At 50.6% G+C, this 13,845-nt stretch carries 14 protein-coding genes and 1 riboswitch; of the genes, 1 reads left to right on the top strand and 13 read right to left on the bottom strand.

What is annotated here, in order from left to right; all coding sequences use genetic code 11:
- Positions 1 to 144: 144 nt before the first annotated feature.
- Genes purD through purE form a run of 12 tightly spaced genes read right to left on the bottom strand, consistent with a single transcriptional unit; the run spans position 145 to position 12,681 of the window.
- Positions 145 to 1,398 (bottom strand): phosphoribosylamine--glycine ligase, encoded by a 1,254-nt coding sequence (gene purD / locus Q9R25_RS12220; protein ID WP_159563486.1) that lies wholly within the window; start codon positions 1,396 to 1,398, stop codon positions 145 to 147.
- A 14-nt stretch (positions 1,399 to 1,412) separates the two neighbouring features.
- Positions 1,413 to 2,933 (bottom strand): bifunctional phosphoribosylaminoimidazolecarboxamide formyltransferase/IMP cyclohydrolase, encoded by a 1,521-nt coding sequence (gene purH / locus Q9R25_RS12215; protein ID WP_311283223.1) that lies wholly within the window; start codon positions 2,931 to 2,933, stop codon positions 1,413 to 1,415.
- Entirely contained in the window at positions 2,930 to 3,508 is a 579-nt protein-coding gene (gene purN / locus Q9R25_RS12210; protein WP_074037833.1) for a phosphoribosylglycinamide formyltransferase, read from the bottom strand. The genes purH and purN overlap by 4 nt, the downstream gene beginning before the upstream one ends.
- A complete protein-coding gene (purM, locus tag Q9R25_RS12205) occupies positions 3,505 to 4,539 on the bottom strand; it encodes a phosphoribosylformylglycinamidine cyclo-ligase (RefSeq protein WP_074037834.1) in 1,035 nt (344 codons plus the stop codon). Before purM ends, purN begins: the two co-directional genes overlap by 4 nt.
- 12 nt (positions 4,540 to 4,551) lie before the next feature.
- Positions 4,552 to 5,961 carry an amidophosphoribosyltransferase gene (gene purF, locus Q9R25_RS12200; RefSeq protein ID WP_159563484.1) on the bottom strand — a complete coding sequence of 470 codons (1,410 nt, stop codon included), beginning with the start codon at positions 5,959 to 5,961 and terminating at the stop codon, positions 4,552 to 4,554.
- Complete coding sequence (gene purL, locus Q9R25_RS12195) at positions 5,937 to 8,156, bottom strand: phosphoribosylformylglycinamidine synthase subunit PurL (RefSeq protein ID WP_311283222.1); 2,220 nt, start codon at positions 8,154 to 8,156, stop codon at positions 5,937 to 5,939. The genes purF and purL overlap by 25 nt, the downstream gene beginning before the upstream one ends.
- Positions 8,140 to 8,820: a phosphoribosylformylglycinamidine synthase subunit PurQ gene (gene purQ, locus Q9R25_RS12190; RefSeq protein ID WP_015880709.1), complete on the bottom strand. Its 681-nt coding sequence runs from the start codon at positions 8,818 to 8,820 to the stop codon at positions 8,140 to 8,142. The genes purL and purQ overlap by 17 nt, the downstream gene beginning before the upstream one ends.
- Complete coding sequence (gene purS / locus Q9R25_RS12185) at positions 8,817 to 9,059, bottom strand: phosphoribosylformylglycinamidine synthase subunit PurS (protein ID WP_159563481.1); 243 nt, start codon at positions 9,057 to 9,059, stop codon at positions 8,817 to 8,819. Before purS ends, purQ begins: the two co-directional genes overlap by 4 nt.
- Positions 9,056 to 9,760 carry a phosphoribosylaminoimidazolesuccinocarboxamide synthase gene (gene purC / locus Q9R25_RS12180; protein WP_214691432.1) on the bottom strand — a complete coding sequence of 235 codons (705 nt, stop codon included), beginning with the start codon at positions 9,758 to 9,760 and terminating at the stop codon, positions 9,056 to 9,058. Before purC ends, purS begins: the two co-directional genes overlap by 4 nt.
- Before the next feature lie 49 nt (positions 9,761 to 9,809).
- Entirely contained in the window at positions 9,810 to 11,102 is a 1,293-nt protein-coding gene (gene purB / locus Q9R25_RS12175) for an adenylosuccinate lyase (protein WP_015880706.1), read from the bottom strand.
- On the bottom strand, positions 11,099 to 12,193 hold the full coding sequence (purK, locus tag Q9R25_RS12170) for a 5-(carboxyamino)imidazole ribonucleotide synthase (protein ID WP_196431640.1): 1,095 nt from the start codon (positions 12,191 to 12,193) through the stop codon (positions 11,099 to 11,101). The genes purB and purK overlap by 4 nt, the downstream gene beginning before the upstream one ends.
- Entirely contained in the window at positions 12,193 to 12,681 is a 489-nt protein-coding gene (purE, locus tag Q9R25_RS12165; RefSeq protein ID WP_159563479.1) for a 5-(carboxyamino)imidazole ribonucleotide mutase, read from the bottom strand. Before purE ends, purK begins: the two co-directional genes overlap by 1 nt.
- 68 nt (positions 12,682 to 12,749) lie before the next feature.
- Positions 12,750 to 12,851, bottom strand: a riboswitch (purine riboswitch).
- Between the two features lie 146 nt (positions 12,852 to 12,997).
- Here purE and Q9R25_RS12160 point away from each other — a divergent pair.
- A complete protein-coding gene (locus Q9R25_RS12160) occupies positions 12,998 to 13,468 on the top strand; it encodes an NUDIX hydrolase (RefSeq protein ID WP_159563478.1) in 471 nt (156 codons plus the stop codon).
- A gap of 42 nt (positions 13,469 to 13,510) precedes the next feature.
- Here Q9R25_RS12160 and Q9R25_RS12155 read toward each other — a convergent pair whose 3' ends face one another.
- On the bottom strand, positions 13,511 to 13,702 hold the full coding sequence (locus tag Q9R25_RS12155) for an NETI motif-containing protein (RefSeq protein WP_015880702.1): 192 nt from the start codon (positions 13,700 to 13,702) through the stop codon (positions 13,511 to 13,513).
- Positions 13,703 to 13,845 lie beyond the last annotated feature (143 nt).

The raw sequence follows: 13,845 nt of genomic DNA, 5'->3' as shown, positions 1-13,845 counted from the left end.
GTTCACGGCTATCGCAATAAATAATTTTGTTTGAACACGCAGACCGACCACCCTCCTTCTTCCAGCTACTTTATTATTATTGTAGAACAGGATATCGGCATTTCCTTTTTTTCGCATGAAAAAAAGGATGGGTTGACCCATCCTTCAAATAATCTGCGTGAACGCCCGTGACCCGATATCCGTTCGGTGGAACGTCTCAGGTAAATCGAGTTGTGAAATCGCCGCATACACAGCCGTTTTCGCCTCAAGCAGTGTCGGCTTCGTCGCCGTCACAACAAGTAGACGACCTCCGCTCCCTACGACTTGATCGCCCTTCTTTGTCGTGCCGGCATGGAAGACCAGCACATCTTTCGGAAGCGACTCAAATCCTGATAACACCTGGCCCGTGATCGGTCGGTCCGGATACCCTTCGGCCGCAATGACGACCCCCATCGTATATCCATCGACCCATTCAATCAGATACGGTTCTTGACGAACGACCGCTTCAATCATGTCAAGGAGCGGCGTTTTCAAGTTCGGTAGAATGACCTCCGTTTCCGGGTCACCGAAGCGTGCATTGAATTCGATGACTTTTGGTCCATTCGCCGTCAAGATGAGACCGGCGTACAAGAATCCTTCAAATGGAGTACCTCGTTTGACCATCGTCTGCGCGAGTGGTTCTAATACGGTCTTCACCGATTCCTCATACACGTCCTTTGAAAGATGTGGCATCGGGCTATAAGCGCCCATACCACCCGTGTTCGGTCCCCTGTCGCCGTCATAGGCACGTTTATGATCTTGCGAGGTGATCATCGGAATGACACGCTCCCCCGAGACGAACGCCATGAGCGAAAACTCTTCCCCATCGAGGAACTCTTCGATGACGACTTGTGACTGTTGCCCAAATTTATCCGTCGTGAAAATATCACGTACGGCAGCTTCCGCCTCTTCGACCGTAAATGCAACCGTGACGCCTTTACCGGCAGCCAATCCGTCCGCCTTGACGACGAGTGGTGCCCCTAGCTTCTCGATATAGGCAAGCGCCGATTCCGCTTCTGTGAACGCCTCGTATGCCGCTGTCGGAATCCCGGCTTCCATCATGACTTCCTTTGCGAACGCCTTGCTTCCTTCGAGTAAGGCAGCCGCTTTCGTCGGTCCAAAGATGTTCAGTCCTTTGGCACGGAACGTATCCACGACTCCTGCCATGAGTGACGACTCCGGTCCGACAATCGTCCATTCGATCTCGTTCTCTTCTGCGAAATGGGCGAGCGCCTCCACGTCTGTTTCATGGATCGACACACACGTCATCCCTTCCATGAAGTCGTTGCCCGGTGCAACGAAGACGTGATGCCCGTCTTGTTTCAACTTCCACGCGAGCGCATGCTCGCGTCCTCCTCGACCGATGACCAATACGTTCATGACGCAAACCCCTCTCAGTGTTTGAAATGTCTGACTGATGTGAATACCATCGTGATACCATGGCGATTTGCCGCTTCAATCGATTCGGCATCGCGAATCGACCCACCCGGTTGGATGATGGCCGTGATTCCCGCTGCCGCTGCCGCTTCGACCGTATCTGCCATCGGGAAGAAGGCATCACTTCCGAGAGCCGCGCCTGTCGCGCGTTCTCCAGCTTGTTCGAAAGCGATTTTTGCTGCACCGACGCGGTTCATCTGTCCGGCACCGATTCCAATCGTCGTTTCGTCTTTTGCGACGACGATAGCGTTCGATTTGACATGCTTGACGACACGCCATGCAAGTTTCAAGTCTTCCCATTCTGATGCTGTCGGACGACGATCCGTCACGATTTGGCATGAGGCATCATCGAGTGTCATGTCATCCCCGTCTTGTACGAGCAATCCTCCCGCGACAGCCGTGAGGCGCATGCCTGTCATCTGTCCCATATCTAACGTCAACAAACGAAGATTCTTTTTCTCTTTCAATCGGTCAAGTGCTGCCTCACTAAAGGATGGAGCAATGATGATCTCTAAAAAGATGTTGCGAAGGGCATCCGCCGTTTCGAGATCGACTTCACGGTTTAAGGCGACGATTCCACCAAAGATAGAGACCGGGTCGGCCGCATGGGCACGTTCGAACGCTTGAGAAATCGTCCGTCCGACTGCAACGCCGCATGGGTTCATATGCTTGACAACGACTGCCGCCGGCTCAGTCAATTCACTGAGTGCTTCAAGTGCTGCATTCGTATCTTGAATATTGTTATACGAGAGCTCTTTCCCGTGAAGCTGTGTCGCATTCGCAAGTGTCATCCCGTCATATAACGGTGTCTTATAAAACGCCGCTTGTTGGTGTGGGTTCTCTCCATAACGAAGGTCTTGAACCTTTTCATACGTGACAGTCACCTGCTCTGGGAACGTTTCGCCGATTTGACGACCTAAGTAGTCGGCAATTAACGCATCATAGGCAGCCGTATGTCGGAACGCTTTCGTCGCGAGACGTTGACGTGTTTCAAACGATGTACCGCCTCCACGTACTTCATCGGCGACGAGTGTGTAATCACTCGGGTCCACGACGACGGTGACACTCGCATGGTTTTTCGCAGCTGAACGCAACATGCTCGGTCCACCGATATCAATGTTTTCAATCGCTTCTTCGTATGTCGTATTTTCTTTTGCAATCGTCTCTTTGAACGGATACAGATTGACGACCACATAATCGATTGGTTCGATGTGATGATCTTTCATTTGTGCGACATGCGTATCAAGGTCGCGACGTCCGAGCAATCCCCCGTGAACGAGTGGGTGCAACGTTTTGACACGGCCGTCTAACATTTCGGGGAACGATGTCACTTCCGAAATATTTTTGACTGGTAATCCTGCCTGTTGAAGCGCCGCCTCGGTCCCACCTGTTGAGATGAGCTCGATGCCCGCCTCATGCAAGACGGTTGCGAGTTCGACAATCCCCGTTTTATCAGAAACACTTAATAATGCTCTCACTTGAAAACCTCCTGTTGATTCAACACTTGTTGTAATACGCGCGGATACAGTTGGTGCTCGATCGTCTGAATACGACGTGTCGCCTCGGTGCGATCACACCCTTCAATCTCGACGGACGCCTGTGCGATGATCGGACCCGTGTCCATCCCCGCATCCACATAATGAACGGTTACACCACTCGTCGGTACGTTGGCGTCAAGCGCCTGTCCGATCGCGTCTTTACCTGGAAAAGCGGGTAAAAGCGATGGATGAATGTTTAGAATACGGTTCGGATATGCGGATAGTAACACATTTCCGATCAAGCGCATATACCCCGCCAACACGATATAGTCTACACGAAGCGTACGGAGAAGGACGAGAATTTCTTCCTCGAACTCTTCTTTTGACGCGTACGCCTTCGGTGTAAACGAAAAACTCGGAATCCCGTGACGCTCCGCTCGATCGAGAACAGCAGCTTCTGGTTTGTCCGTCACGAGCAACACACATTCAGCAGACAAATGACCATCGGTGATTGCTTGCCAAATCGCTTCGGCGTTACTTCCCGATCCTGACGCAAAGATAGCAAATCGTTTCATTGGTCCACTCCTGAGATCCGGATGCCTGGACGACTCTCGACTTTCCCGATTCGGTGCGCGGTCTCCCCGACACGTTCAAGCGCCGCTTCGACGAGTTCCACGTCTTCAGGACGTACCGTGATCATATAACCAATCCCCATATTGAAGACGTTGAACATTTCTTGCTTCGAGATGTTCCCGACTTGTTCGAGCCAGTCGAATACAGGAAGACTCGGCCAACTCGAGGCATCGAACGTGATGCCGAGACCTTCTGGCAACATGCGAGGGACATTCTCATAGAAGCCACCACCTGTGATGTGTGCCATCCCTTGAACCTTCCCTGTCGAAATCGCCGCTTTCGCCGCTTCGGCATAAATCCGTGTCGGCAACAGCAAGGCGTTCCCGAGTGTCGTATCGAGCATCGCAATCTCATCCGTATAATGAAGACCTTGTGATTCAACAATATGACGTACAAGCGAGAACCCATTCGAGTGGACGCCTGAAGATGCAAGTCCGAGCACAACGTCTCCATCCTGAATCGTCGAACCGTCGAGCAAGTTTTCTTTCTCCACGACACCGACCGCAAATCCAGCAATATCATATTCGCCATCCGGATACATCCCCGGCATTTCAGCGGTTTCGCCACCGACGAGGGCGCAGCCGGCTTGGACACATCCTTCCGCAACACCGGCGACGATTCGCTCAAGTTTAGCCGGTTCTGCTTTTCCGGTCGCAATATAGTCGAGGAAATAGAGCGGTTCTGCCCCATGCACGAGACAATCGTTGACGCACATGGCGACGCAGTCGATTCCAATCGTGTCATGCTGGTCGAGCGCGAACGCCAATTTCAGTTTCGTCCCGACCCCGTCGGTCCCGCTCACGAGAATCGGGTGTTTCATGTTCATCGAACCGAGATCAATCATCGCTCCGAAACTACCGAGTCCTGTCATCACTTCCGGACGCATTGTCCGAGCAACATGACGTTTCATACGGGATACGGCCTCGTACCCTGCTTCTAAATTCACACCCGCTTGTTCATAACGAACGCTCATTGCATTTCCCCCTTAAGCCTTTGTCTCTGTCACGAGTTCTGCAAGTTCAGTCGGATAAAGTCCCGTGAAGCATGCAGCACACTGCCCGCGTAGTGCTCCTTCAAATGGACGATCGATGGCTTCGACCGTTCCATCCAATGTGAGGAACGCTAGTGAATCGGCACCAATCTCTTCTCTGATTTCTTCAACGGATTTGGTTGCCGCAATTAACTCTTCCTTGGTCGATGTATCGATTCCGTAGTAACACGGATGTTTGATCGGTGGTGACGTGATGCGCACATGCACTTCCGTCGCGCCTGCCTCCCGGAGTAACGAAACGATTCGACGACTCGTCGTTCCTCGGACGATGGAATCATCGACCATGATGACGCGTTTCCCGTTTACGACACCGCGTAACGCTGATAACTTCATCTTCACGCCGCGCTCCCGTAATTCCTGAGACGGTTGAATGAACGTACGTCCGACGTAACGATTTTTAATGAGTCCCATTTCGTATGGGATTCCGCTCGCCTCAGCGTAACCGATTGCCGCGGAAATACTTGAATCCGGCACACCTGTCACGACATCTGCTTCGACCGGTGCTTCTTCAAACATCTTTTTCCCCATGGCCTTACGTGCCGTATGCACGTTGATGCCATCGATGATAGAGTCCGGTCGTGAGAAGTAGATGTATTCCATTGAACACATGGCACGGACTGCCGCTTCACTGAATCGCTCCGACGTGATCCCTTCATTCGTGACCATGAGCAATTCTCCTGGTTCAACATCTCGTACGTACGTCGCCCCCACGACGTCAAACGCACACGTTTCCGAAGCGAACACGTAAGCCCCGTCTTCGGTTTGTCCAAGTGACAATGGACGTAACCCATGCACGTCGACACCGACGTACAGTGCATCTTCCGTCAAGAATAGGAAAGCGAATGCCCCTACGAGACGAGCCAAGCTGTCGGCGATTCGTTCTTTCAACGAATTGCCGCGACTTCGCTTGATGAGGTGAGCCACGACTTCCGTGTCGGACGTCGTCTGGAAGATCGCGCCTTCCGCTTCGAGCATATGTTTCAATTCGTTCGCATTCACGAGGTTTCCGTTATGCGCCATCGCCAAATCCCCAGTCAACGACTTGAAATGGAGCGGTTGAACGTTCTCTAACGTATTGCCGCCTGCCGTTGAGTAGCGGACATGCCCAATCGCATGATTCCCCGTGAGTGTGTCGAGTGACGTCTCATCGAACACCTCGGTAACGAGACCGAGTCCTCGTTTCGCATGGAGACGTTCTCCGTCTGCCGTGACGATCCCCGTTCCTTCTTGGCCACGGTGTTGCAAGCTGTGCAGTCCGTAATAGGCAAGGTGTGAGGCTTCGATGTGACCGAACACACCGAAGACGCCGCACTCCTCGTTCATGCCTCGGATGTCATATAACATGGAATAGCTCCTTCCCATACACGTTCCAACTCTTTCACGTCCATTTCAATCAAGCGGTCGCTTGCGCGAACGACAAGGGTCGGGGCTTCTGTCACTGTCCCGATTGCTGTCCCGTTCGTCATGCGCGCGAATGACTCGGCATGTGCCTTGTCTACTGTCACGAGGAAACGTGACTGGGATTCACTAAATAGTGCCGTCACAAGGTCTGTGTCGATCGTCACGTGCATGCCGAACCCTGTTCCAAAGACCAGTTCCGGTAACGCTGCCGCAAGACCACCTTCTGACACGTCGTGTGCCGCCGTGACCAGACCTTCACGGATGGCGTGAAGCAATACCTTCTGTGTCTGACGTTCTTCTTCAAGGTCGAGTGTCGGTGCATGACCGCTCACTTTTCCGTCTTGCAACATTTGAAGGGCACTTCCGCCAAATTCTGCTTTTGTCTCACCGAGTAAGAAGACGACGTCCCCCGCTTGTTTCGCAAACGATGTCGTAATATGTTCTGGTTTTTCGATGAGTCCGACCATTCCAACGACCGGTGTCGGGTAGATGGATTGTCCGTTCGATTCGTTATACAGCGATACGTTCCCACCGATGACCGGCGTATCAAGCGTACGACACGCTTCTGCCATTCCTTCGACGGCTTGATCGAGCTGCCAGAACCCTTCCGGTTTATCCGGGCTCCCGAAATTGAGGCAGTCCGTCAAAGCGAGTGGTTCTGCACCACTTGCGACGATGTTTCGCGCCGCCTCCGCGACAGCGATGGCTCCACCGACACGTGGATCGAGATAGACATATTTTGCGTTGCAGTCCGTCGTCATCGCGAGCGACTTCTCCGTCTCACGAATGCGAATGACTGCGGCATCACTACCCGGTGCGACGACTGTCGACGTTTGTACCATATGGTCATATTGCTCATACACCCAACGTTTCGAGGCGATGCTCGGCATCGCAAGGACGTCTTTCCATGTCGCCATCACATCTTCGACAACTGGTGTGACCGGCTCCATCGCTTGGAATGCTTCGTAATATGCCGGGACTTTAGACGGTTTATGATAGACAGGAGCGTCTTCGGCGAGTGCATCGACCGGTACTTCCGCCGCGACTTCACCTTGATGAACGAGACGAAGTACTTTTTCTTCAATGACTTCTCCGACTTTGACTGCATGAAGTCCCCACTTCGTGACGATTGCTTCGATTTCGTCTTCATGTCCAGCTTTGACGACGAGAAGCATCCGCTCTTGCGATTCCGATAGCATCATCTCGTAAGGTGTCATGCCTGTCTCACGTTGTGGGACGAGGTCTAGATTCATCTCGATTCCCATCCCTGCTTTCGATGCCATCTCTGCTGACGATGACGTCAATCCGGCTGCGCCCATGTCTTGAATCCCGACGAGCGCCGGGTGCTTGATGACTTCGAGACACGCTTCGATCAAGAGCTTCTCCATGAACGGGTCTCCGACTTGGACGGCTGGACGTTTCTCGTCCGCGTCTTCCCCGAGTTCTTCAGAAGCGAACGTGGCACCATGGATTCCGTCACGTCCTGTCGTTGCTCCGACGTACATGACCGAGTTCCCTACACCTTCCGCGATTCCTTTTTGAATGTCTTCATGACGGATGAAGCCGACGCACATTGCGTTGACGAGTGGGTTTCCTGAGTAAGCCGGGTCAAAGGCGACTTCCCCACCGACAGTCGGGATGCCGACACAGTTCCCGTATCCAGCGATGCCGGATACGACATGACCGAATAAATGTTTCACACGTGATTCGTTCAAATCTCCGAAACGGAGTGAGTTCAATAAAGCAATCGGACGGGCGCCCATCGAGAAGATGTCACGGATGATTCCGCCAACCCCAGTCGCCGCTCCTTGATAAGGCTCGATCGCGGATGGATGGTTATGACTCTCGATTTTAAAGGCGACGGCTTGGCCGTCTCCGATGTCGACGATTCCAGCCCCTTCTCCCGGTCCTTGTAAGACGTGCTTGCCGGTTGTCGGAAACTTCCGGAGCACCGGTTTCGAGTTTTTGTACGAACAGTGTTCAGACCACATGACCGAGAAGAGACCGATCTCTGTATAATTCGGTTCCCGGCCAAGCAGTGAGACGACGAGCGCGTATTCGTCGTCCGATAATCCCATCGTGGCATAGATCCGTTCATCACGGATTTGTGTAGCTGTCGGTTCAGTTGTAAGTAACATGTCGTGCCCCCCATTTTACGATTGACGTGAATAACCGTTTACCGTCTTCCCCACCGAGCAACGCTTCGACCGCACGCTCCGGGTGTGGCATCATGCCGAGTACGTTCCCTGCCTCGTTCGTGATGCCGGCGATGTTTTCGACCGATCCGTTCGGGTTCTCTTTATAGGTGAACGCAATCTGGCCATTTGCCTTCAATGCCGCAAGTGTCGCATCATCACAGTAGTAGTTGCCCTCACCGTGTGCGATTGGCACGCGAATCGTTTCCTGTGCCGCGTACTCACTTGTGAACATCGTCTCGTTGTTTTCGACGACGAGGTCGACGGTCTTACACATGAATTTCAAATCGCGGTTTCGCATCAATACGCCTGGAAGGAGTCCCGCTTCGACGAGCACTTGGAATCCGTTACATACCCCGAGTACCGGGCGTCCTTCTTCCGCGAAACGCTTCACTTCAGCCATGATTGGTGAAAACTGGGCGATTGACCCGCAGCGCAAGTAGTCTCCGTATGAGAAACCGCCTGGTAAGAGGACCCCATCGAATCCTTCAAGTGAAGTCTCTGTATGGAACACGTATTCCGCTTCTTCCCCAAGCACATCTTTTACCGCGTGGTACATGTCGAGGTCACAGTTTGATCCTGGAAAGACGATGACCGCAAACTTCATGCGAGTACCCCCATCTCGATTTCATAATTCTCAATGACCGTATTGACGAGTAACTTCTCACACATCTCTTTGACCATGTTTTCTGTCGTGTCGTCCGCTACTTGAAGCTCGATCACTTTCCCGATACGCACCGATTCAACTCCAGCGAATCCGAGATGTTCGAGCCCGCCTTTTACGGCAACTCCTTGTGGGTCGAGTACACTTTCACGTAATGTCACATACACGTTTACTTTTTTCATTGTCCGTTTCCCCCTATGCGTGTTAACAATTGTCCATACGTCTCAGTCAAAGAACCTAAATCGCGACGGAATACATCTTTATCAAGCTTTTGTTTCGTTTCTTTGTCCCAAAGGCGGCACGTATCCGGCGAGATTTCATCCGCCAAGATGATCGTCCCATCCACTTTTCCGAACTCTAGTTTGAAATCGATCACGTCGATGCCGTGTTGACCAAAGAAATCGAGCAAGACATCGTTTACCCAAAGCCCGAGTTGTCGCAATGTTTCGACTTCTTTGTGTGTAGCAACTTGCAATAATCGGATATGATCCTCCGTGAGGAGTGGGTCCCCAAGCGCATCGTCCTTATAATAAAACTCGACAATCGGTGCGAGGAGCGGTTTTCCTTCTTCCCAACCGAGACGTTTCGCCAGACTACCGGCCGCGACGTTGCGGACGACCACTTCTAACGGAATGATGTCGACACGGCGGACTAACTGTTCCCGGTCTGAGATTTGTTTGATAAAGTGCGTCGGAATCTTGTTGTCATGCATCAATTCGAACAACTGGGTCGTGATGGCATTGTTTAAAATCCCCTTCCCATCAATCGACTCTTTCTTTTCTCCATTGAATGCTGTCGCATCGTCTTTATAGTACACACGAAGCACACCCGCTTCTTCTGTCTCAAATAACGCCTTCGCCTTGCCCTCATAAATTGCTTTCATCTGAACCGTTCCCCCTTAAAAGTGAGAGGGGCTTGTCGCCCCTCAACGATTACAAACCACAGCGTTCAAAAATCGTATCGACACGGCGTACGTGATAACGCGGGTCGAACAACTCATCGAGCTCTTCACTCGTAAAGAGTGCGCCCATCTCTTTGTCCTCTTCAATCAATGTACGGAACATCGTCTCTTCTTCCCATGCCTGCATCGCTTTCGGTTGAACCGCGTCGTATGCTGCTTCACGTGACCAGCCCTTCTCGATGAGACCGAGTAAGATCCGTTGCGAGAAGATGATCCCGAACGTACGGTCCATATTGCGGCGCATGTTGTCCGGGAAGACCGTCAAGTTCTTCACGATGTTACCGAAACGGTTCAACATGTAGTTGAGGAGAATCGTCGCATCCGGAATGATGATTCGTTCTGCTGATGAGTGCGAGATGTCACGTTCATGCCAGAGTGGGACATTCTCGTATGCTGTCATCATATGACCGCGAATGACGCGTGCAAGACCCGTCATATTTTCAGAACCGATTGGATTACGTTTATGCGGCATCGCAGAAGACCCTTTTTGTCCTTTCGCAAAGAACTCTTCCACTTCGCGTGTCTCTGTTTTTTGAAGTCCACGAATCTCGGTTGCCATCTTTTCAATCGATGTGGCAATCAATGCGAGTGTTGACATGTACTCGGCATGACGGTCACGTTGGAGTGTCTGTGTCGAAATCGGTGCAGCTTGGATACCGAGCTTGTCACAGACGTATGACTCGATGAACGGGTCGATATTCGCAAACGTCCCAACCGCTCCGCTCATCTTCCCGAATTCAATCGTTTCGCGAGCTGCCATGAAGCGTTTTTTGTTTCGTTTCATCTCTTCATACCAGAGGGCGAGCTTCAGACCGAACGTGGTCGGTTCCGCGTGAACGCCATGGGTACGTCCCATCATGATGTCATACTTATGTGCCTTCGCTTTTTCTGCGAGAATACCGATGAAGCGATCTAAATCGGCTTCTAAAAGATCATTCGCCTGTTTGATTAAGTACGAGAGTGCCGTGTCGACGACATCCGTCGACGTCAATCCGTAATGTACCCACTTTTTCTCTTCTCCGAGTGTCTCGGAAACGGCACGAGTGAACGCAATCACATCATGACGTGTCTCTTGTTCAATCTCTAGAATGCGATCAACATCGAACGATGCCTTGTCCCAAAGAACTTGTACATCTTCTTTCGGGATGATACCGAGTTCACTCCAAGCCTCACAGGCATAAAGTTCAACTTTTAACCAAGCCTCGAATTTGTTTTGATCAGTCCAAATGTTTGCCATCTCTGGGCGGGTGTAGCGTGAAATCATAAAACGGTCTCCTTCCAAATTGCCAGTTGTTCGATGGTATGAAGCGCTTCTTCGACCGTGTCACCAAGGACGTTCAAATGTCCCATTTTGCGACCTGTCTTCGCTTCATCTTTTCCATACAGATGTAGTTTAACATTCGATGGCAATGCTTTGACATGAAGTCGTGGCATATGCTCGCCGAGAAGGTTGACCATGACGACAGGCGATGTCAATCTCGTCCGTCCAAGGCGCATCCCGGTCACGGCTCGAATGTGTTGTTCAAATTGTGAGGTTTCACAAGCGTCAATCGTGTAGTGCCCGGAGTTGTGCGGACGCGGCGCAAGCTCATTCACATATAGACGGCCATCCGCCATGACGAACAGCTCGACAGCGAGCGTTCCCATTAAGCCGATATGGTCTGCAAGCTGGAGAGCGAGGTGTCTTGCATCCTCTTGAATCTCATTTGATACGCGAGCCGGTACAATCGATAAATGTAGGATGTTGTTGTGATGAATGTTTTCACTGATTGGGAATGTCGACGTTTCGTCATACCCTCTCGTCACAATGACTGAAATTTCTTTTTCAAATGGCAACCAAGCTTCGGCGACATATTCCTGCTCGACAAAATGTTCAACGAATGTCTGAAGGTCATGTTCCGACCGAATGACCGTCTGCCCTTTCCCGTCATAACCGAAGCGACACGTTTTGATGACAAATGGTAAGCCGAGCTTCTCATATGCCTGCCGTACATCTCGAACCGTACGTACCGAAACATACTGTGCGACACGTAGTCCTGCTGATTCAATCATCTGTTTCTCTAAAATTCGATGTTGCGTCGCCTTCAATACGTCCATACCTTGTGGACATTTTTCTTCGATGGCTGCAATCATTTCCGTATCGATGTTCTCAAATTCATAAGTCACAACGTCTGAACGAGCAGCGAGTTCTTTTGCGGCATTCACATCATTAAATGAGGCAACAATTGAATCTGCCACTTGAGCAGTCGGTGCATCTGGGTTTGGATCGAGACAAAGTGTCGTGTATCCCATTGCACTCGCACTAAGAGACATCATCCGGCCAAGTTGTCCTCCACCTAAAATTCCGATTCTCATCAGACCAACTCCTCCGTTCCTCGAATCGCCATCTCTTGTTTCTTCTCACGAAATGCATCAAGTCGATTTGTAATGTCTGTGGAGTGGATGCTGAGGATTTGAGCAGCCAATAACCCTGCATTCGTTGCTCCCGCTTTTCCGATGGCAACAGTTGCTACTGGAACTCCTGCAGGCATCTGAACAATGGAGAGTAGCGAATCCATTCCATTGAGTGCTTTCGACTGTACCGGGACACCGATGACAGGAAGTGTTGTTTTCGCAGCGACCATTCCAGGAAGGTGGGCTGCCCCACCAGCACCCGCAACGATCACTTGGATGCCTCTGCTTCGTGCCTCTTCAGCATATTCGAACATAAGGTCTGGTGTACGGTGAGCTGATACGACTTGTTTTTCATATGGAATCTGTAATTCATCCAACACGTCACATGTATGTTTCATCGTCTCCCAATCAGATGAACTTCCCATGATTACTCCAACTGCTACGTTCATTCCCAATGTCCCCCTTACAAAAAGAAATCCCTAAACCGACAATCAGTTTAGGGTATAGGCATGACAAATACACGTCCGCTACACCCCATAGTCTGATCAGAATCGGTGATCAGGTAGAAACTTGCAAGCCATTTCCTTGCGATTATATGGAGCACTATTTATTTTTCTTATCTCACACACCTATCGTACCTTGTTCTTTGAAAACATGTCAATAAACTGCGAACATTTTAATTGTCTGAATATTTATTGTTCGCTTTTTAGACGTTATCAGCATAATCATCTTCGGTAATGTATGCTATTGAAAAGGGGGAGTTAGATGAGTTACATCGCAAGTTTACGGGAAGTGATTGGGAATCGTCCGATTATCAGTGTGGGAGCAACCATTTTGGTCATCAATCAAAAGCAAGAGGTACTGATGCAATTCCGATCGGATACACTTGACTGGGGGTTACCAGGAGGATCGATGGAGCTCGGGGAAACGTTGGAAGAAGTCGCTGCAAGAGAATTAAAAGAAGAAACTGGACTTCTCGCTGAGCAATTTGAATTAATCCAAGTCTTTTCCGGTTCAGATGGTTACTTCAAATATCCAAACGGAGACGAGACATACGGTGTCATTCATTTATACCAGGCGAAAGGAGTACATGGAGCGCTCGTCATGGAAGATGGTGAAAGTTTGGCTCTTGAATACTTTAGTAAAGAGAATCTTCCTAAAAAGATAGAAAAACGAGCTCAAACTTTATTGGATGCGCTTGGAGATCGATGCTTTGAACGCGAACATTCATTTTGAGACATAAAAAAGCCGTCACGCAGATTGTGTGACGGCTTGGCATTAGGATTCTTTAGAGACGCATTCAAATAAAATCGATTGATGGGAATGGACAGGTTCATCTTTGGCTCCCGTTTGCTCAAAGACGGGCTTTTCAATACGGCGTATAGGACGATAACCCATTTCATTGATTCGATCTAAACATTCACTGACCGTTTCATTTGGTTCGACATATACTTTGATCTTCTTAGCCATTGCTTCTTACGTCCTCTCTTCCACTAAGCTGAATCGATGATATGAAAAAACGGCGGCCCTTGAGCGAATGCTCCAGAACCACCGTTTGCCTGGCAACGTCCTATCCTCACAGGGGGAGATCCCCCAACTACTTTCGGCGCTGA

Source organism: Exiguobacterium sp. BG5(2022), assembly GCF_031844365.1.
Lineage (GTDB): Bacteria > Bacillota > Bacilli > Exiguobacteriales > Exiguobacteriaceae > Exiguobacterium > Exiguobacterium profundum.
This window is presented reverse-complemented; position numbering and strand designations above follow the sequence as displayed.